Raw genomic sequence first — 16697 nt, 5'->3', positions numbered from 1 at the left:
CCTCAACGTCAGGTGCTGGCCTGATCCACTGTGGGAGCGGGCTTGCTCGCGATGGCAGCGCCCCGGTTATTTAGACATACCGAGTTGTAAGCATCGCAGGCTTGCCCGCCCACATGGCCTCAGCCCTGTTGCAGCGGCTTGTCTTCCTGGGCCATACAGGCCGCCGCAGTAAAGAGTACGTCGGTGGAGGAGTTGAGCGCGGTTTCCGCCGAGTCCTGCAGGATGCCGATAATGAAGCCCACGGCCACCACCTGCATGGCAATCTCGCTCGGGATGCCGAACAGGCTGCACGCCAGCGGAATCAACAGCAGCGAACCGCCCGCCACACCCGATGCGCCGCAGGCGCAAATGGCTGCAACCACACTCAGCAAAATAGCAGTCGGAATATCGACCGCAATCCCCAGTGTATGCACGGCAGCCAGGCTCAACACGGTGATGGTAATCGCCGCGCCCGCCATATTGATGGTGGCCCCCAGCGGGATGGACACCGAGTAGGTGTCTTCATGCAGGCCCAGACGCTCGCTCAACGCCATGTTCACCGGAATGTTGGCCGCCGAACTGCGGGTGAAAAACGCGGTAATCCCGCTTTCGCGCAGGCACAGAAATACCAGCGGATACGGGTTGCGACGCAACTTCCAGAACACAATCAGCGGATTGACCACCAGCGCCACAAACAGCATGCAGCCAATCAACACTGTGAGCAGGTGCAGATAACCCAGCAGGGCACCGAAGCCCGAAGAGGCGAGGGTGGCAGCCACCAGGCCGAAAATGCCCAGCGGTGCAAAGCGGATAACTACGCGCACGATCAGGGTGACACCGTTGGACAGGTCATTGAGTACGGTGCGGGTAGTGTCGCCGGCATGACGAATGGCAATGCCCATGCCGATGGCCCACGCCAGGATGCCGATAAAGTTGGCATTCATCAGTGCGCTGACCGGGTTGTCGACCACACTCAACATCAGGCTTTGCAGTACCTCGCTGATACCCCCGGGGGCGGTAATGGCGATGTTCTCGGTGGCCAGTACCAGATTCGACGGGAACAGCATGCTGGCGATAACGGCCACCACAGCAGCAGCAAAGGTGCCGAACAGGTACAGAACCAGAATCGGGCGGATATGGGTTTCCTGGCCGTGCTTGTGGTTGGCAATCGAGGCCATGACCAGTACAAACACGAGAATCGGCGCAACGGCTTTCAAGGCGCTGACGAACACCTTGCCGATAAAGGCCACCGAAAGCGCTGCCGAGGGCGCAAGCCATGCCAGCAAAATACCTGCAATCAGACCGATCACAATCTGGGTTACCAGGCTGGTGCGCATGAGCTTTTGCAGCAGGGTAGGTGGAGCGTCAGTCATAAAGGTTTCTCTAGTTGTTCTGGGTAGCGCATTGAAAAACTGTGGGGCGATCGGCGGCAAACGGGCAGGCTGATCGACGCAAGTCGGCGGGATACGAACTTTATCATAGACGTGTAGGTGCTTTCCTACGCAGGGGCAATCTGCCACATCCGTGGTTGAACTTGTTTCGGGTTACATCGCTTCAAGGTGAAGCATTCTGTTACCATTGCTCATCCCCCACTTTTCTTCAAATCAGCGGGCCTTTCGGGCTTTCGCTGGCCTCGTTGTCTCTGGAGTTATTCATGCTGTTGCCCATCCTGCTGCTGTCTGCGGCCGGTTTTACCGTGCTCACCACCGAATTTGTCATCGTCGGCCTGCTGCCTTCAATAGCCCGCGACTTGGAGGTCAGCGTGCCCCAGGCCGGTTTACTGGTGACTTTGTTCGCCTTTACGGTCGCTGCCCTCGGGCCGTTTTTGACCGCCTACTTTGCGCGTTTTCAGCGCAAGCGCCTGTTTATCTCGATTTTGCTGATGTTCGCCTTCGCCAACACCGTGGCGGCGCTAGCGCCGAACATTTGGGTGATGGCTTTTGCGCGGCTGCTGCCGGCATTGGGGTTGCCGGTGTTTTGGGCTCTGGCTAGCGAAACGGCGGTGGATATCGTAGGCCCGGATTACGCCGGGCGGGCGATTGCCAAAATCGGGTTCGGCATCGTTTGTGCGACGGTATTTGGCATTCCTGTAGGCACCCTGATCTCGGATGCTTGGGGCTGGCGCAGTGCCTTCGGTATTCTGGCGGTGGTCGCCCTGGCCAAGGCGCTGTTGCTGTGGATCTATTTACCTGTCACCCGGGCAGTGAAAGAAAGCGTCACTCTGAGTTCGCAGTTTGCCCTGCTGCGCAGCCCATTGATGATTGGCCATATCGTGTTGTCCGTTCTGGTGTTCAGCGGCATGTTTACGGCCTACACCTATCTGGCCGATATTCTTGAGCGCCTGGCAGGCTTTGACGGCACGCTGGTGGGGTGGTGCCTGATGGGCTTTGGCGCCGTAGGCCTGATCGGCAACTCGTTGGGCGGGCGCATGGTGGATCGCCATCCGCTGATCGCCTCGATGGTGTTTTGTGCCTTTATGATCGGCGGCCTGGTGGCGCTGGTGCCGAGCATTCACTCAACCCTGGGCCTGGCGGCGGCCATGGGCATTTGGGGGGTGACCCAGGCGGCCATGTTTCTGGTCAGCCATGTGCGGCTGATGAAAGTTGCCCCCCATGCCCCGGCATTTGCCGCGTCGCTGAACATTGCCGGGGCCAATCTGGGGATCGGCCTGGGTGCGATGGTGGGGGGGCGGGTAATCGATAGCTATGGCCTGGATAACCTGGGGTTTGCTGCCGCCGGGTTTATCCTGGTATCGATTCTGCTGGCGCTGGTGCTGATGACTGCCAAGGCGCCGCCAGTGTGTGCTAGCGCGGGGTAAACAACTCGCGGCGTGCCCCCTCGGTAATCGCAACGATGCCGGGGTGGCGGATCTTGCGCTCCACGGTAATGGCGTAGAAGGATTCGGTGACCGCCTCGGTGTGGCCGATCAGTTCGACATCAAACTGACGCATCACTTCCTGGGCAATCACGCTGGGTGCGATAAAGACGCCGATCCCCGACTGACCGAAAGCCTGCATCAGCGCGCTGTCATCAAATTCCCCCACGATTCGCGGCTGGATCTGCTGCTCGGCCAGCCAGCGCAACAAGCGGCTGCGCAGCATGGTTTCGGGCCCGGGGATCAGTAGCGGCGCGCCTTGCAGGCAATGCGGAAAGTTTTCGGCATAGTCTTGGGCCAGCGTCGCAGTAGCAAAAAAACTGATGCCGCACTCGCCCAGTTTTTGACTGAATCCCTTGATATCCAGGTGCGAAGGCATAGGGCTGTCGGAAATTACCAAATCAAGACGCTGAATAGCGAGGTCCGCGAGTAGCCGGTCAAGCTTGTCTTCGCGACAGGTGATGCGAATCGGTTTATCCAGCTCCATGGTCGGAGCAATCAGGCGGTACACAATCGACTTGGGCACCACGTCGGCCACACCCACTCGAAACAAGATCTGTTGTTCCTTGGGCGCCATGCGCAGCATGCTTTCCAGTTCACTGCCGACCTGAAAGATCTGCTCGGCATAAGGCAGCACCTGGCGTCCGGTCTCGGTCAGCTCCAGTTGGCGTCCGACCCGGCGAAACAACGGCAGGCCATAGGTATCTTCGAGCAGGCTGATTTGCCCGCTGATCGTCTGCGGCGTGAGGTTCAGTTGCTCGCAAGCGCGAACAATGCTGCCGGTCTTGGCCACGACCCAGAAGTAATGCAATTGGCGGTAATTAAGCATCAGCGTCGCAACACTTCGTAAAAACCGAAGTATAGCGTTTAAAAATACGAATTTTCCTGAAGTGTTGGATTCTCTAGAATCCCGCGTTATGCGCAAGCCACTTTGGTGGCCGCCGGTTTAGAGAGGGAAATGACCATGAACATGAAAAAAGCAGCAGTAGCCGTACTGTTATCGGCAGGTTTGCTGGCGATTGCGGGTTGCGACCAGGCTGAAAAAGCCGCGCAACAGGTGCTGAGCAAAACCGCTGAATCCGCTAAACAGGCAATTGATGACACTCACAAGGCTGCGGAGCAAGCGCTCAGCGAAGCCACCGGTGGGCTGATTGAAAAAGAAAAGCCTGAGCAAGAAAAGCAAGATTCATCTAAAGCTATTTAACTGGTCTTACTGCAGAGTCCGAACACACCTATGGAATATCTTTTACAACTGGCTGCCAGCCCCGCAGCCTGGGTCGCTTTAGCCACGTTGATCGTGATGGAAATCGTGCTGGGTATCGATAACCTGATCTTTATCTCGATTTTGACCAACAAACTGCCTGAGCAATACCGCACCAAGGCACGCCGTATTGGTATCGGCATGGCACTGATCCTGCGTCTGGGCTTGCTGGGTACCATTGCCTACATCGTGCAACTGACCACGCCGGTATTTGAAGTGCTGGGTAAGGCCTTCTCGTGGAAGGACATGATCCTGATTGCCGGTGGTCTGTTTCTGGTGTGGAAGGCCACCAGCGAAATCCACCACAGCATGACCCCGCAAGTGGAAGAAAAAGCCGACAGTGTGTCGTCGAAAGTCACCTTGGGCTTTGCCGCTGCCATCGGCCAGATCCTCATGCTTGACCTGGTGTTTTCCATCGACAGCATCATTACGGCGGTGGGCATGACCGAGCACTTGCCGATCATGGTGATTGCAGTGGTGGTGGCGGTGATGGTGATGTTGCTGGCTTCGGAGCCTCTGGCCAAGTTCATCAACGACAACCCGACCGTGGTGATGCTGGCCCTGGCCTTCCTGATCATGATCGGCATGACCCTGATCGCTGAAGGGTTCGGTGCCCATGTGCCGAAAGGTTACGTGTATGCAGCGATGGCGTTCTCGGCCACGGTTGAAACACTCAACATTGTGGCGCGTCAGATCCGGGAAAGGCGTCAGGCTGCGCTGATCAAGTAAACGCAGGTTGATGCTAAAAAGCCGTCCACTCTCTTTGGGGTGGACGGCTTTTTTGTGGGTTCAATGTGCGCTTGCTGCGCCAGCTACCGGTTTTTCAGGGACATCTTGCGGTTTTGCCTGCACCTGCGGGTGATGATGGCGGCTAATACGCATCAGGCCCCAGAGCATGGCGCCAGCAACGGCCAGCCAACCGGCAATCAGCAGAAAAATAGTGAGTATCGGGCTCATCAGTGCCTCCTTTGCCCCCTACGGGCTCAAACACACGCTAAGCAGATGACAGTCTAGCCTGTGCGATGTTGCAGTCTATTGACCGAAGGTCGTGTAGAGCTAATCGATTCGCTCTATATCAGCCATTGGGCTGTGGCTTAAGGCTATACCTCGCATTATTGGCGCCCTATGATTGACGGTCATGGCGGACTTTGAGGTCTGGCGTTTATTAAGGGCGAGGCAATATGCGGGCAGTGACAGGGGCAAAATCGGCGCGGCTGTGGCTGATGGGGGTGTTTGCGTTAGCGATGGTGGGCTGCGCCAGTGTCGAACCCCCTGAGTTTCGACGCTTGCCAGAACGGGTAGAGCTCAATGGCGTGCCGTTTTTCCGCGGCAATGCCAACCAGGGTGCCCCGCAAATATTGGCGGGCATGCTAAGTGAGCAAAGAGTCCGCATCACCCCCGGACTTTTGGTCAAACCGCTGCAGTTACCGGGTGCCGAGGCCTCATTGCAATCTAATATCGAGCAGCTTGCGGCGGGTTACGGGCTGATGGTGTACCCGCTGGACAAATCCCTGTCTGCGTTGCTGACTCAAGTGGCAGCCGGCTACCCGGTGATGCTGCGATTTAGCGACGGCACCCTGTGGTCCGAGCCGCGTTACGCGATGCTGGTGGGTTACAACCGCGCCAAAGGCACGGTGTTGCTGCGTGCCGGCATGGAGCGCCGCCGGTTGATGGACTTCAGCACATTCGAGTCGGCGTGGAAGGATGCCGGAGGCTGGGCCGTGCTGATTTTGTCTCCGACCCAGCTACCGGCCAACGTCGACAAGGCCCGCTGGCTGAAAGTGGCCAATGAGCTGTCACGCTCGGGCCAGGAACAGGCCGGGGCTACAGCGATCAAGACTCTGGAGTCCCAAAAGTAAGCGTTGGCATCACCCTGTGGGAGCTGGCTTGCCTGCGATGCAAGCGACGCGGTGTGACTGGCACAACGCAGTGATGCCATCGCGAGCAAGCCCGCTCCCACATAGCCACCACAAGAGTTAAAAGCCGAATTTGTCCCGCAAGCTGTAGTACCAGGCACCCAAAGCGGTCAGCGGTGTACGCAACAGCTGTCCGCCGGGGAAAGGGTAGTGGGGCAGGTCGGCAAACGCATCAAAGCGCTCTGCCTGGCCGCGCAGGGCTTCGGCCAGTACCTTGCCTGCCAAATGGGTATAGGTCACGCCATGGCCGCTGCAACCTTGGGAGTAATAGATGTTGTCACCGATACGGCCGACCTGAGGGAGGCGTGATAGCGTCAGCAGGAAATTGCCCGTCCATGCATAGTCAATTTTCACATCCTTGAGCTGCGGGAAAGCCTTGAGCATTTTCGGCCGGATAATCGCCTCGATATTGGCAGGGTCCCGTGCGCCATACACCACGCCGCCCCCGAAAATCAGACGCTTGTCACCGGACAGGCGATAGTAGTCGAGCAAGTAGTTACAGTCCTCAACGCAATAGTCCTGTGGCAACAGAGTCTTGGCCAGCTCATCACCCAGGGGCTCGGTGGTGATTACCTGTGTACCGCAGGGCATGGACTTGGAAGCCAGCTCCGGTACCAGATTGCCCAGATAGGCATTGCCTGCGACGATAATGAACTTGGCTCGCACCTTGCCCTGGGGGGTATGCACCACAGGATTGGCGCCGCGTTCAATGCGAACAGCGGGAGACTGCTCATAAATGGTGCCGCCCAAAGACTCGACAGCCGCGGCCTCACCCAACGCCAGATTGAGCGGATGAATATGCCCGCCGCTCATATCCAGCAGCCCGCCCTGATACTGATCACAGGCAACCACTTCACGAATCCGGCGCTGATCCAGCAGCTCCAGTGACGTATTGCCAAAACGCTCCCAGAGTTTTTTCTGCGCTTCCAGATGGCCCATCTGCTTGGCGGTGATGGCGGCAAACACGCCGCCGTCTTTCAAATCGCACTGGATCTGATACTTGGCCACACGCTCACGAATGATCTTGCCGCCTTCAAAGGCCATCTGCCCCAGCAACTGAGCCTGCTTGGCGCCGACAGTGCGTTCGATGACATCGATATCGCGGCTGTAACTGTTAACGATCTGGCCGCCATTGCGTCCGGAAGCACCGAACCCCACCTTCGCTGCTTCCAGGACCGTGACCTTGAAACCGGCCTCCAGCAAAAAAAGCGCACTCGACAGCCCGGTATAGCCGGCGCCGATAACACACACATCCGTTTCCACCTCGCCCTGCAGGGCAGGGCGCTCAGGGGCTGGATTGGCTGAAGCCGCATAGTAGGACTGGGGATAGGGGGTGTTCGACATTCTGCAGCCTCTGTTTTATATTTTTTACGAGTGAGGCCGATGCTACCTGAGTTGAAAACCGCCCGCCAGCCACTGGCGGCTGAGTGTTTTAAGGTTAAAAATAAAAAATTCGACTATTCATAGGGTTAGCTGCAAAAAAGGTGTTGACACCCCTCCGCAAATCTATAGAATGCGACCCCACAGCAGGCACGTAGCTCAGTTGGTTAGAGCACCACCTTGACATGGTGGGGGTCGTTGGTTCGAGTCCAATCGCGCCTACCAAACAAAATCCGCTCTGCTGGGCGGTCTAGAAGGGCTCACCGAAAGGTGGGCCCTTTTTTGTTGTCTGCGATTTGCAAAACCCCCACCTCAAAACGCCAAATCAGCCCCCACCTCCAGGTACTCGATACCTTTCTCTGTGTGCCCGTCCTGATAGTGTTTGGTCGCGCGGCTTTGGTGATGGATGGCATGACCTGGAAGGGGCGCAAGACCAGCAGCGAACAGGCTTTGTCCTGGCCACGCCGGGAAGTGCATCTGGATGGCGAGAACAAAGCCGCCAACTATTTGCCTGCGCGTATCCAGTACGGGCAGATGGCCTTGGCGGCCGAAATTCACGCCGACGATATTGACCCAATCGACAAACGCAAAGGGGCCGTGACATTGGAGCGTGTCGAGGGGGCCGTGACACGCGAGTACGCAACGATCCCGAACACCAGCAAGCGGTTATTGCCTGCGGCGCCTGATCGGCCCAGTGCGACGCAGTTTGCGGACTACTTGCTGCAACGAGGATTGTTTTCTGTAAAGGTATAAACAGATGATGGCATTCGTAGTGGCCAGTACTAAAAGTTACTAGTAGAAGTTACTTTGAGTGCTTTAGTATGCTCCTCTCAAAAAGGGAGTGATGCATGTTACCTAATCCAAAAAGCAGTAACTTTCGCTCGGCTCTACGTAATGCGCGCAAGGATGCAGGGCTCACATTGACTGAGTTGGCTGATGCTGCAGGCATATCCAATGTTATGCCTGGACGCTACGAGCGAGGCGAATCTCAGCCTACGATGGGCACTTGGCAAGAGTTGAACAAAGCTCTGTTTGAGGTCGATGACGAGGAAGTTGAGGCAGAAGCGAAAAAGCAGGAAATCGGCGAATCACTTTCCGACTCGTCTATTGAGCAGATACTTGAAGAGCTAAAAAGCCGCGGATTCAGCACGGTTAACCTTTCCTACAGCTGATTCGTTGACCCAGCCCCGCTATCTAGTGGGGTTTTCTATCTCAGGTGCCACCATGACTTTCTATGACGAAATGGCCATGATGGCTCTGGAGATGATCACCGAGTTCGGCCAGTCGATACTTGTCGGTAATGTCCTTCCCGGCGAGTACGATCCCGAAACCGGAACGTCAGATCCTGACATTATCACTGAGCAAACTGCCCAAGGCATCCTGCTCGACTTCACTGGCCAGGAATTCCAGAACAACAGCCTCATCAAGCAAGGCGACAAGAAGCTCAAGATTGCTGCGCAGGGGCTTGAGTGGGTGCCTGACCTGCTGAGCAAGATGTCAATTCAAGGCCGCACCTGGTCAATCGTTCCTCCGCTCAAAGAGATCAACCCTGCCGGGACACCGATCCTCTATGAATTGCAGGTGCGATCATGAGCAATCATTACGCAGGCAAGAGCGGCAGTTTCTCAGCTCAAATCCGGGCCTTCGCGGATCGAGCGAAAGATGCCATTGATATGACGATGCGCGACATCATCATCAACATAGGTAACAGCGTTATCACGATGTCACCTGTGGGCACTCCTGATGTCTGGAAGATTAACAAGATCAGTCGCGAGTACAGCCAGGCCGTCGCGGAACACAACGAAAACCTGCGCCACAATCCGCAAAACTTCGACAAACGTGGCTATCTCAAGCGCGGCTTAAAGCTCAATGACGGCATGGGCATACGTGCGCCGCAGGGCTGTGTGGGCGGGCGCTTTCGCGGCAACTGGATGTTCAGTGTCGGATCACCTGACACCTCCACGGTGGATCAGGTAGCCCCCCGGTGGTAGCCGTTCCATGGCACGTATCGTCAATGGTGCCCTGGAGTTCAATGCAGGGGAGACGGCTTACATCACCAACTCACTGCCTTATGCCATCCCCTTGGAGTACGGGCATTCAACCCAGGCACCGAGCGGTATGGTTCGGATCACCCTGGGCAACTTTCAAAAGATTGTTGAAGAGGCCATCAGGAAGAACCAGGTATGAGCCATAAGATTGTTCGCGCACTGTTTGAGGCCCGGCTGGCAGCTTGGGCAAAGCTGCAGAAGCCTGTACTGCGCATTGCCTATCAAAATGTGGTGTTCAAGCCTGCTGACGGCGAAACCTACCTGCGGGCTTTCTTGATACCTGCTCACACGGGGAGCGACGACCTCGCTGGCGAGCATCGGGTTTATACCGGTCTGTTTCAAATCACCATCGTCACACCTGCCGGAATGGGTTCCGGTGCGGGCGAAGGGTTGGCAGATGACCTGTCTGCTTTGTTTGCCCTCAATGATCGATTAACCCGGGGTGACTTCACGGTACTGGTGATGACCCCGGTCGAGCCTGGTCCCGAGCAACAAGAAGACACCGGCTGTGCGTTGCCTGTGTCGTTTCAGTACCGTGCCGACACGACTTGATCAGTACTTAGGATTTGGCGCGGCGGCTTCTGAACCACTTCACTAAATACCAAGGCGCGGCCAGTATCAGAACAAGAATCGCCGCCAGGGGCAGAGAGTCAACCCAGAGGGACGCTAGAAGCCTGGATTCGATCAACCAACCTTGTGCACTATTCGGATCGGTTTGGGCGTAGGCCGACAGCAGTGCAATCACTGAGGTGATTATCGCGAACCAAATGGCGCTACGAACTTGCTCTCGATTCATATGTGTTTGATTCCCGGAGTGGCATTAAGTAAGGCGCGCGATCCTATCAACCAGCCGTCATCCGGTCGATGGCTCTATTTGCCAATCCACTGACTTCATCCTAATACGCCCATACCCGAAAGAGTGCTGCGGGCTGCTGCTGGCCATCGGGCGCAAGCAGCAGTACTTCCCGTGCCGGAACATTGCCAGCGAGCCGAATGAAGAGTTTCGTCTCGATCCAGAAGACTACGCAGCAGCGGAAGACCTGGGCGAGGTGATCGGCATTGTTCACTCACACCCGGATGCCACCAGCCGGCCGTCTCCGCATGATCTGGCGATGTGCGAGGCTACGGCGTTGCCATGGCACATCCTGAGTTGGCCTGAAGGCGACTTGCGCACTATTACACCGACCGGAAACACGCCGCTGCTTAAGCGTCCGTTTGTTCACGGCGCGTGGGATTGCTGGCAGGTCTGTGCGGATTGGTACAAGCGCGAGTGGGGGCTGGAGTTTGAAGCTTTTAGACGGGAGGACGGCTGGTGGGAGAGTGCTGGCAACACCAGTTTGTACGAAGCCAATTACGAGGAGGCAGGTTTTGTGCGGGGCGACCAGCCACGGCGTGGTGACCTGATCGTTATGGCGATTGGGCGAACGGTTCACCCGAATCATGCTGGGATTTATCTCGGTGATGATCCGGAGCTGCCTGGAGAAGAATCAGGGGTGTTCGGGCCGGGGCCGTTTTTGTTGCATCACCTGTACGGCAGGCCGTCAGAGGTGATCGTTTATGGCGGCCCTTGGCTGGATCGGACGCAGCTGATCCTCAGGCACACAGATGCAAAATAACTAAAATGACGAGGCTTACCCGCAGGAGATCAACATGCACCAACTTAAAACTCAAATGACGAGTACTGGAGCGCTTGTGGTTACCGGTATTGGTACTGGAATTGAAACCAGTCAGCTTTTGATTTCAGCTGATAGATTTTCGATCAAGAGTGTTGAGCAATTTCTGGCAACAGAGAAAGCTGACCTGTTGGAGCGTCGACTTGCACGGATTGAGAGCAAATTAGGGTTTAGTCCTTTGGGTGATCGCTGAAAAATTCCGAGATCCTCTTGGGGTTCGGACGAACAGGACTGTTCTTGGGCATCGCCTCCGCCACGCGCAATGCAAAGACTCTTGCAGTCTCGAGGCCTTCTTTTCCTTGAGAAGCGGACAATTGATGAACAAGTCCGGAAATTACGCAATTGAGATTTTGTAGGTCTGAGCCATGCGCGTTGACGGCGTCGATCAGTTTCTGACTCAGTTCGCTTTGTTCCATTTTGCCTCCTTGGTAATCCGCGCCGAAATTAGCGCAACCCCAGTCCGTGGGCTTGCAGGCAAAAGACTGGGGAATTCTGTTGCGTAAGTGCTGGAGGCTACTACTACAGGCAACGGGGTGTTACTGAGGATTCGTACATGCTGCAACCATTTGCTAATCTATAGGCAATCTGCGTACACTTTACGCCAATGAAAACAGTCTTCTTTGAAACCACAAGCTTCACCGCCACGGTAGGTGATTACCTGACTGACGATGAATACCGGCAGCTTCAGGTAGAGATGCAGGCGAACCCGGCCGCAGGCGATGTAATGCCGCGCACGGGTGGATTCCGAAAGCTACGCTGGCAAGACGCCCGCAGAGGAAAGGGCAAGCGTGGCGGGTTGCGGGTCATCTATTACTGGCTGCTGGATGATGGTCAGTTCTGGATGTTCGCAATTTACGACAAGGATGAGCTTGAAAACCTGACCGCTGATCAGGAGAAAGCGCTGAAGGCGGCCATTGGTGCAGAATTGAAACAACGAGGTGGGAAATGAAAAAGCGCGATCTGTTTGCCGAGCTGATGCAAGGCGTGAACGAGATGGGCGAACATCGCGAAGGGAAGATCACCCTTCGCCAGTACGAAGTGGAGGCGATGCCGGCCCCCGAGGTGACTGCTGCCGAGATCGTTTCTCTGCGTGAAAAATTGCACATGTCCCAGCCAGTGTTTGCCCGGCAGATCAGAACCAGCCCGGACACACTGAAAAATTGGGAGCAGTCGAAGTCAAAGCCGAATGCCCAGGCAGCACTACTGATCAAGTTGGTCCAGCGCTTCCCTGATATGGTTGATCGCCTCAACGCTGTTTAAGCTGACCTGTATATGAAAGCCCGGCCCTCGCGCTGGGCTTGTTGCATCTGGTGCCTTACCAGCAAACGAGCCGCAAGCCGCCTACTAGATCTAATATTTCATCGGGGCGAATTGGCTGGATCTCCAATATGGAGATCAGACCATCAATCACCCTGCGCGATTCTTGACTGACCGGTTTTCCATGAGGCAGCAGCAAGTCTGCAATCGGATAGCACTCATTCGGCCAGTTTTTAAGCGCATTGATTAGTAGGTTACGTTTTTCTACCAGTGCGTAAGGACCATCGGCTGGATCTGCAAGCGCTAGCCTCAGTTTCGTGAATTCAAGTTGCATTATCTGCATCCTAGCCAGTAAAAAAACGCCCGGCAGCCCAGGCTTGGGCTACCTGTAATGGCGCTGGCGAAGCACTTCGGAGCAGCGCTTGGCGATTGTCAAAAAGTGCCAGCCAGTAAAAAGCATCAGCCCAACGGCACTGTACGCAGCGACTCCCAATGCTGTTATACCTACTTGGTTTGTAGCGTGTATGAGTTCTGGAGCAACGTCTTTGGCTACCCATAAGTAGTAACTGCCGGCCAGAAAACTTGGTCCACCAATTAGGGCAAGCGCCCAACTATTGAGCTCCGACCAGGGCCGCTTACGTTCGTTTCGAAATAACTGTAGAGCTTTATTAAGCGCCTTCAATTGGACTTCCTCAGACTTGGTTATAGGGCACAACGCTACTACTGTGGCGAGTATTTAGGTATTGGCATTTCATCCATGCTGGATGCCCATTCAGGTTCCGACAGAGCGTTATTCTTGGTGGTGGCATTTTGGTGCTAAAGTTGCTTTTTTTCAAAGGAACTGAGTCATGGCCCTCGGAATCAGGAAGAGCATCAAAATTGCTCCTGGTGTTCGGATCAACATCAGCAAAAGTGGTGTGAGTACGTCACTAGGCGTGAAAGGTGCCACAGTAAACCTAAGTAAACGCGGTACGCGGGTCACGACCGGAATTCCTGGCACTGGAATATCTTCGTCGAAGTTCTACGGGGTCGGAAAGAGAGAGGCTACCCCTACGCCACCTACACCGGCGTGGGCGCATGTGGCCACCTTGCTAATTATCGCAGCAGTTCTTTGGTGGATATTCAGCTGAGGTCCACGCGCAGCCCTAATGTTTTCGGTGCCCTGAAATGAGAAAGCCCAGCTAAATGCTGGGCTTATTGTGTTTGATTGTTATTACCCGCGTTTGAGAGACACCATTGCATCCACAAACCGTTCAGCTTTCTTCTGCGTATCTACAAGAGAGCTGTTCATGACGTTCCCGCCAGTGCTCCGGGTCTGCACAACCCATCGGCCGCGTTTCGAGTAGAGGGCCACACTACCGATGGAGTTGTAGTAAATACGAGTCTGAACGGCTTTTGAGGATGTTCGTGAGCTGCCTGCTGCTATCGCTCCGCCACCGAGAGGGACTGCACTGGCAAAGCCGCTGGTGGTCGAAAGTATGCCGCTGCCATAGCCAATGTACTCATCAGTAAACACGACCTGCTCCGGCCTGGTCTTGAGAGGTTGTTCCATAAGCACCTGCTCGATTACCGAACGTGCCTGTTCTGGGCTGATCTTGGCCGGAGTGTACTCAACGACCTTTGATACGCATCCTGTGAGCAGAAGCATTAGTGCAGCTATGGCGAAGGGTCTCATCACAGGCTCCGTTATTGTTGGCGGGGCATTCTGCCATGACCGCGTTGCTGATGCTAAAGTCCCGCCAAATCAATAGAGGGAACGACATGCGAATTTTGATAGGTGCGTTGGCAGTAGCGTTGCTGGCGGGGTGTACGTCTTCACCCATCCCGGTCAGCCAGGCAAAGCCGGTTCCATCGGATGAGCTTTATGCTTTCCAGTCAAAGCCCGCGGGTGAGAGTGGCGTGATTACAATCGTCCGGGATTCTGGAATGGTTGGGTCGGAGTTCAAAACTGTGCGGCTAATCACGCGTAACCTTCCTAGCATTCACGTCGACTGCCAGCATCCTGTGTCGATCCACATGACATCGCACAAATCGACCACCTGAAAGCTGCAACAAAAATTTTATTTATCAGGGCATAATGGCGTTTTGATATTGCCTACTGATTCGAAACTCAAGGACCCAGCATGCCGAAACTGAGCAAATACGAGCAACACGCTCTTAAAGAGATTCACAGCTGGAAGGCGCCGGACATCGGCTGGTTCGGCCAAGCATTAAAGGTGATAAACCAACCGCTCGACAAAGCGGGTGACCTTCTGTTCAAGACGCCTGTAGTTGGCTCCACTATTCAAAGCGCAATCGAGGGCCTAACGAGTGTATGCCACGACGCGGCTCAATGGAGTGTAAGGCCAGAAGCTATTTTTGAAGAGTTTCGCGGCGACGGGCACAGTACAATCAAAACTCATATGGATATTCACGACTTGGATCTGGCGCAAATCGATAAAGTCGTTGGCTTCTTGGGTGCTAAATATAAAGGTATTGCTTTAGTCGAGGGGGCCGGGGCAGGAGCTGTTGGCATAGCTGGCTTGGCGGTCGATATCCCTACGCTAATAACACTCAATCTTCGTGCTATAGGCGAGTATGCTGCGTATTACGGTTTTGATACCTCGCGTCAGGAGGAGCGGCTGTTCGCTTTCAACGTATTAGGCCTCGCATCCTCCCCAAGCGATAGCTCCAAAGCCCTCGCAATGGCTCAACTGATCAAAATTTCTCAAGATGTTGCAAAGAAGGCAACTTGGCAGGAGCTGGAAAAAAGTGTTTTCGTAAAGATTATCCAAGAAATTGCTAAATCTTTAGGCATACGCCTTACTAAAGCAAAGCTCGCACAAACCATTCCTGCGGTGGGTGCGATTGTGGGGGGAGGCTTCAACGCTTACTTCACCATGAAAGTCTGCGACGCAGCCTTCTACCTTTATCGGGAGCGCTTCTTAGCCCATAAGTATGGTCCTGAAGTAATTGAGGTTACCGTAAAACCTGCGGCCGACTATGATCCGCATTACGAAGAAGCTTCGCAAACGGTGTGAAAGCTCAAATTTTCGTCGATCGCCGGGTGTGCAATCAGCAAATTATGGGTTTGAGCCCATCCCCGGCATGGTATGCGATGCGCTTAGATAGGCGTAATGCTATGCAGTTTTACTGTCAATAGAGAGCTGCAGGGAGGGTGGGTTTATGGCCAGAGCCCAAGATAAAACACAGATAGAAAGCGGGCAGTAGGCTGTTGAAAATCACTGATTATTTCAGCGCCAAGGAGGCTCCAAACCACGGTTTTAAAGGACTTTTCACTTGTTTGCAGATCCGTTGTAATAAATATGAACGTTCGTTCGGCAGAACACTGCAGAAGTTTCGTACTTACTGGATCTTAGTCGCTGAAAAGCAATGCCGAGACTGCTCGCACTAAAGACAGAGTGAGATCACAAGGACGCGTCTCAACATAGACTACATGTCATCATAGGGAATGCACTAAACCTGTAGCAAAATACAGTGCTAAGTTATTGATTCTTATAGGGTAGTTGTCTCGGTTTTACGCAATCTGAATCACATGTAAACCCTATACATTTCAATAGCTTACGAAAGGTCATCAGTCAACCTTGACATGGTGGGGGTCGTTGGTTCGAGTCCAATCGCGCCTACCAAACAAAATCCGCTCTGCTGGGCGGTCTAGAAGGGCTCACCGAAAGGTGGGCCCTTTTTTGTTGTTCTCGTTTGGCCAATCATTGGGCAAACCACCAACGCGCAGCAGTTTCAGATCGGCATGCCCCATCAAACCCTGAATGTCATCCTGAGCAAATCCCTGTTGCTCATATAGCCAGGCACCCAACGCTCGAATCTCATGAAAGGTTGGCCGCTCATTCGCCGGAATGTGGTCATAGGCCTTTGCTTGCCCAAAGCGAGCGAGTCGCTACTTGATTTGTTATTCAGCAGTTGAATACCGGTGCGTAGCGTTCTTCGCGCTTCTTGAAGTGGACAGGTGCCATCGGGACTTTCTCACCGTTCACGAAAATATCCGGAAAGGTTACGGTGAAGTCATCCATATCCCCTTTGCCCAAGGGCGTTCCCTTGAAGCCCGCGTGGAAGATTTTCCTCGGATCAAAACCGGTTTCCAGCTGTTCAACGCTGACCTGATAAGACTGCCCTGTAGCCAGTTGCACGGTGACCATGGGCGATGCGGCACTCACCCAAAGGTCGGGCGGGATCTGTTTGAGCGCCGCGCTGCGTTGTTCCGGGGTGTTCAGGTTGAATCGCCCCGGGTTTTCTAGACACTCTCAAGGCTCGCTGCGTAACGCTTTTCAAACTCTACCGGTGACAGCTGAT

General features: G+C 54.8%; 21 protein-coding genes, 1 tRNA gene and 2 pseudogenes. 16 read left to right on the top strand and 8 right to left on the bottom strand.

Annotated elements, in window-relative coordinates:
- Positions 1 to 119 precede the first annotated feature (119 nt).
- Complete coding sequence (gene sstT, locus QN377_RS21420) at positions 120 to 1352, bottom strand: serine/threonine transporter SstT (protein WP_095018960.1); 1233 nt, start codon at positions 1350 to 1352, stop codon at positions 120 to 122.
- Between the two features lie 281 nt (positions 1353 to 1633).
- Here sstT and QN377_RS21415 point away from each other — a divergent pair, with 281 nt between their 5' ends.
- A complete protein-coding gene (locus QN377_RS21415; RefSeq protein ID WP_095018959.1) occupies positions 1634 to 2797 on the top strand; it encodes an MFS transporter in 1164 nt (387 codons plus the stop codon).
- Here QN377_RS21415 and nhaR read toward each other — a convergent pair.
- Complete coding sequence (gene nhaR, locus QN377_RS21410; protein WP_095002289.1) at positions 2784 to 3683, bottom strand: transcriptional activator NhaR; 900 nt, start codon at positions 3681 to 3683, stop codon at positions 2784 to 2786. The two genes, QN377_RS21415 and nhaR, sit on opposite strands and share 14 nt — an antisense overlap.
- 135 nt (positions 3684 to 3818) lie before the next feature.
- Between nhaR and QN377_RS21405 the strand changes: the two genes are divergently transcribed.
- Both QN377_RS21405 and QN377_RS21400 read left to right on the top strand, forming a co-directional pair.
- Entirely contained in the window at positions 3819 to 4058 is a 240-nt protein-coding gene (locus QN377_RS21405) for a hypothetical protein (protein WP_095002448.1), read from the top strand.
- Between the two features lie 30 nt (positions 4059 to 4088).
- Positions 4089 to 4844 carry a TerC family protein gene (locus QN377_RS21400; protein ID WP_095002290.1) on the top strand — a complete coding sequence of 252 codons (756 nt, stop codon included), beginning with the start codon at positions 4089 to 4091 and terminating at the stop codon, positions 4842 to 4844.
- Between the two features lie 60 nt (positions 4845 to 4904).
- On the opposite strand, the gene QN377_RS21395 is transcribed toward QN377_RS21400, so the two are convergent.
- Positions 4905 to 5072, bottom strand: coding sequence for a hypothetical protein (locus QN377_RS21395; RefSeq protein ID WP_170943736.1), 168 nt, complete (start codon positions 5070 to 5072; stop codon positions 4905 to 4907).
- A 224-nt stretch (positions 5073 to 5296) separates the two neighbouring features.
- On the opposite strand from QN377_RS21395, the gene QN377_RS21390 reads away from it, so the two are divergent.
- The gene (locus QN377_RS21390) at positions 5297 to 5974 is read left to right on the top strand and encodes a hypothetical protein (protein ID WP_095018958.1); all 678 of its coding nucleotides are present in this window, start codon (positions 5297 to 5299) and stop codon (positions 5972 to 5974) included.
- A gap of 117 nt (positions 5975 to 6091) precedes the next feature.
- Here the strand turns inward: QN377_RS21390 and QN377_RS21385 are convergent, their stop codons facing one another.
- Complete coding sequence (locus QN377_RS21385; protein ID WP_095002292.1) at positions 6092 to 7375, bottom strand: NAD(P)/FAD-dependent oxidoreductase; 1284 nt, start codon at positions 7373 to 7375, stop codon at positions 6092 to 6094.
- A gap of 184 nt (positions 7376 to 7559) precedes the next feature.
- Here QN377_RS21385 and QN377_RS21380 point away from each other — a divergent pair.
- The 8 genes and pseudogenes from QN377_RS21380 (at position 7560) to QN377_RS21345 (ending at position 11325) form a co-directional block, all read left to right on the top strand.
- Positions 7560 to 7636, top strand: a tRNA-Val gene (locus QN377_RS21380).
- Positions 7637 to 7798: 162 nt separating this feature from the next.
- Positions 7799 to 8164: pseudogene (locus QN377_RS21375) on the top strand (DnaT-like ssDNA-binding protein); the annotation flags it as partial.
- 95 nt (positions 8165 to 8259) lie between these two features.
- Positions 8260 to 8583 carry a helix-turn-helix domain-containing protein gene (locus QN377_RS21370; protein WP_095018789.1) on the top strand — a complete coding sequence of 108 codons (324 nt, stop codon included), beginning with the start codon at positions 8260 to 8262 and terminating at the stop codon, positions 8581 to 8583.
- 52 nt (positions 8584 to 8635) lie between these two features.
- The gene (locus QN377_RS21365) at positions 8636 to 9004 is read left to right on the top strand and encodes a hypothetical protein (protein ID WP_095018790.1); all 369 of its coding nucleotides are present in this window, start codon (positions 8636 to 8638) and stop codon (positions 9002 to 9004) included.
- A pseudogene (locus QN377_RS21360) lies at positions 9001 to 9598 on the top strand (hypothetical protein). The gene QN377_RS21365 and the pseudogene QN377_RS21360 overlap by 4 nt, the downstream one beginning before the upstream one ends.
- The gene (locus tag QN377_RS21355) at positions 9595 to 10011 is read left to right on the top strand and encodes a phage tail terminator-like protein (protein WP_095018791.1); all 417 of its coding nucleotides are present in this window, start codon (positions 9595 to 9597) and stop codon (positions 10009 to 10011) included. The pseudogene QN377_RS21360 and the gene QN377_RS21355 overlap by 4 nt, the downstream one beginning before the upstream one ends.
- A 320-nt stretch (positions 10012 to 10331) precedes the next feature.
- Entirely contained in the window at positions 10332 to 11075 is a 744-nt protein-coding gene (locus tag QN377_RS21350) for a C40 family peptidase (RefSeq protein WP_095018793.1), read from the top strand.
- A gap of 34 nt (positions 11076 to 11109) precedes the next feature.
- Positions 11110 to 11325: a DUF1983 domain-containing protein gene (locus QN377_RS21345; RefSeq protein ID WP_130871701.1), complete on the top strand. Its 216-nt coding sequence runs from the start codon at positions 11110 to 11112 to the stop codon at positions 11323 to 11325.
- Here the strand turns inward: QN377_RS21345 and QN377_RS21340 are convergent.
- Entirely contained in the window at positions 11303 to 11548 is a 246-nt protein-coding gene (locus tag QN377_RS21340) for a hypothetical protein (protein WP_095018794.1), read from the bottom strand. The two genes, QN377_RS21345 and QN377_RS21340, sit on opposite strands and share 23 nt — an antisense overlap.
- 188 nt (positions 11549 to 11736) lie before the next feature.
- On the opposite strand from QN377_RS21340, the gene QN377_RS21335 reads away from it, so the two are divergent.
- A complete protein-coding gene (locus QN377_RS21335; RefSeq protein WP_019827010.1) occupies positions 11737 to 12081 on the top strand; it encodes a hypothetical protein in 345 nt (114 codons plus the stop codon).
- Complete coding sequence (locus tag QN377_RS21330) at positions 12078 to 12392, top strand: helix-turn-helix domain-containing protein (protein ID WP_019827011.1); 315 nt, start codon at positions 12078 to 12080, stop codon at positions 12390 to 12392. The genes QN377_RS21335 and QN377_RS21330 overlap by 4 nt, the downstream gene beginning before the upstream one ends.
- Positions 12393 to 12447: 55 nt before the next feature.
- Here the strand turns inward: QN377_RS21330 and QN377_RS21325 are convergent, their stop codons facing one another.
- Positions 12448 to 12723, bottom strand: coding sequence for a hypothetical protein (locus tag QN377_RS21325; protein ID WP_095018795.1), 276 nt, complete (start codon positions 12721 to 12723; stop codon positions 12448 to 12450).
- Between the two features lie 514 nt (positions 12724 to 13237).
- Here QN377_RS21325 and QN377_RS22925 point away from each other — a divergent pair.
- Entirely contained in the window at positions 13238 to 13519 is a 282-nt protein-coding gene (locus tag QN377_RS22925; RefSeq protein WP_095018796.1) for a DUF4236 domain-containing protein, read from the top strand.
- Positions 13520 to 13602: 83 nt separating this feature from the next.
- Here QN377_RS22925 and QN377_RS21320 read toward each other — a convergent pair whose 3' ends face one another.
- Entirely contained in the window at positions 13603 to 14064 is a 462-nt protein-coding gene (locus QN377_RS21320) for a hypothetical protein (protein ID WP_095018797.1), read from the bottom strand.
- Positions 14065 to 14512: 448 nt separating this feature from the next.
- On the opposite strand from QN377_RS21320, the gene QN377_RS21315 reads away from it, so the two are divergent.
- On the top strand, positions 14513 to 15409 hold the full coding sequence (locus QN377_RS21315; protein WP_095018799.1) for an EcsC family protein: 897 nt from the start codon (positions 14513 to 14515) through the stop codon (positions 15407 to 15409).
- 891 nt (positions 15410 to 16300) lie between these two features.
- Here the strand turns inward: QN377_RS21315 and QN377_RS21310 are convergent.
- A complete protein-coding gene (locus QN377_RS21310; protein ID WP_322213171.1) occupies positions 16301 to 16561 on the bottom strand; it encodes a hypothetical protein in 261 nt (86 codons plus the stop codon).
- Positions 16562 to 16697: the final 136 nt, after the last annotated feature.

It is taken from the genome of Pseudomonas sp. CCC4.1 (genome assembly GCF_035019225.1).
Lineage (GTDB): Bacteria > Pseudomonadota > Gammaproteobacteria > Pseudomonadales > Pseudomonadaceae > Aquipseudomonas > Aquipseudomonas bubulae.
This window is presented reverse-complemented; position numbering and strand designations above follow the sequence as displayed.

Excerpts from the sequence above, each read along its gene's own strand:
- sstT (WP_095018960.1), bottom strand. The coding sequence starts at position 1,352 with ATGACTGACGCTCCACCTACCCTGCTGCAAAAGCTCATGCGCACCAGC.
- QN377_RS21415 (WP_095018959.1), top strand. The coding sequence starts at position 1,634 with ATGCTGTTGCCCATCCTGCTGCTGTCTGCGGCCGGTTTTACCGTGCTC.
- nhaR (WP_095002289.1), bottom strand. The coding sequence starts at position 3,683 with ATGCTTAATTACCGCCAATTGCATTACTTCTGGGTCGTGGCCAAGACC.
- QN377_RS21405 (WP_095002448.1), top strand. The coding sequence starts at position 3,819 with ATGAACATGAAAAAAGCAGCAGTAGCCGTACTGTTATCGGCAGGTTTG.
- QN377_RS21400 (WP_095002290.1), top strand. The coding sequence starts at position 4,089 with ATGGAATATCTTTTACAACTGGCTGCCAGCCCCGCAGCCTGGGTCGCT.
- QN377_RS21395 (WP_170943736.1), bottom strand. The coding sequence starts at position 5,072 with ATGAGCCCGATACTCACTATTTTTCTGCTGATTGCCGGTTGGCTGGCC.
- QN377_RS21390 (WP_095018958.1), top strand. The coding sequence starts at position 5,297 with ATGCGGGCAGTGACAGGGGCAAAATCGGCGCGGCTGTGGCTGATGGGG.
- QN377_RS21385 (WP_095002292.1), bottom strand. The coding sequence starts at position 7,375 with ATGTCGAACACCCCCTATCCCCAGTCCTACTATGCGGCTTCAGCCAAT.
- QN377_RS21370 (WP_095018789.1), top strand. The coding sequence starts at position 8,260 with ATGTTACCTAATCCAAAAAGCAGTAACTTTCGCTCGGCTCTACGTAAT.
- QN377_RS21365 (WP_095018790.1), top strand. The coding sequence starts at position 8,636 with ATGACTTTCTATGACGAAATGGCCATGATGGCTCTGGAGATGATCACC.
- QN377_RS21355 (WP_095018791.1), top strand. The coding sequence starts at position 9,595 with ATGAGCCATAAGATTGTTCGCGCACTGTTTGAGGCCCGGCTGGCAGCT.
- QN377_RS21345 (WP_130871701.1), top strand. The coding sequence starts at position 11,110 with ATGCACCAACTTAAAACTCAAATGACGAGTACTGGAGCGCTTGTGGTT.
- QN377_RS21340 (WP_095018794.1), bottom strand. The coding sequence starts at position 11,548 with ATGGAACAAAGCGAACTGAGTCAGAAACTGATCGACGCCGTCAACGCG.
- QN377_RS21335 (WP_019827010.1), top strand. The coding sequence starts at position 11,737 with ATGAAAACAGTCTTCTTTGAAACCACAAGCTTCACCGCCACGGTAGGT.
- QN377_RS21330 (WP_019827011.1), top strand. The coding sequence starts at position 12,078 with ATGAAAAAGCGCGATCTGTTTGCCGAGCTGATGCAAGGCGTGAACGAG.
- QN377_RS21325 (WP_095018795.1), bottom strand. The coding sequence starts at position 12,723 with ATGCAACTTGAATTCACGAAACTGAGGCTAGCGCTTGCAGATCCAGCC.
- QN377_RS22925 (WP_095018796.1), top strand. The coding sequence starts at position 13,238 with ATGGCCCTCGGAATCAGGAAGAGCATCAAAATTGCTCCTGGTGTTCGG.
- QN377_RS21320 (WP_095018797.1), bottom strand. The coding sequence starts at position 14,064 with ATGAGACCCTTCGCCATAGCTGCACTAATGCTTCTGCTCACAGGATGC.
- QN377_RS21315 (WP_095018799.1), top strand. The coding sequence starts at position 14,513 with ATGCCGAAACTGAGCAAATACGAGCAACACGCTCTTAAAGAGATTCAC.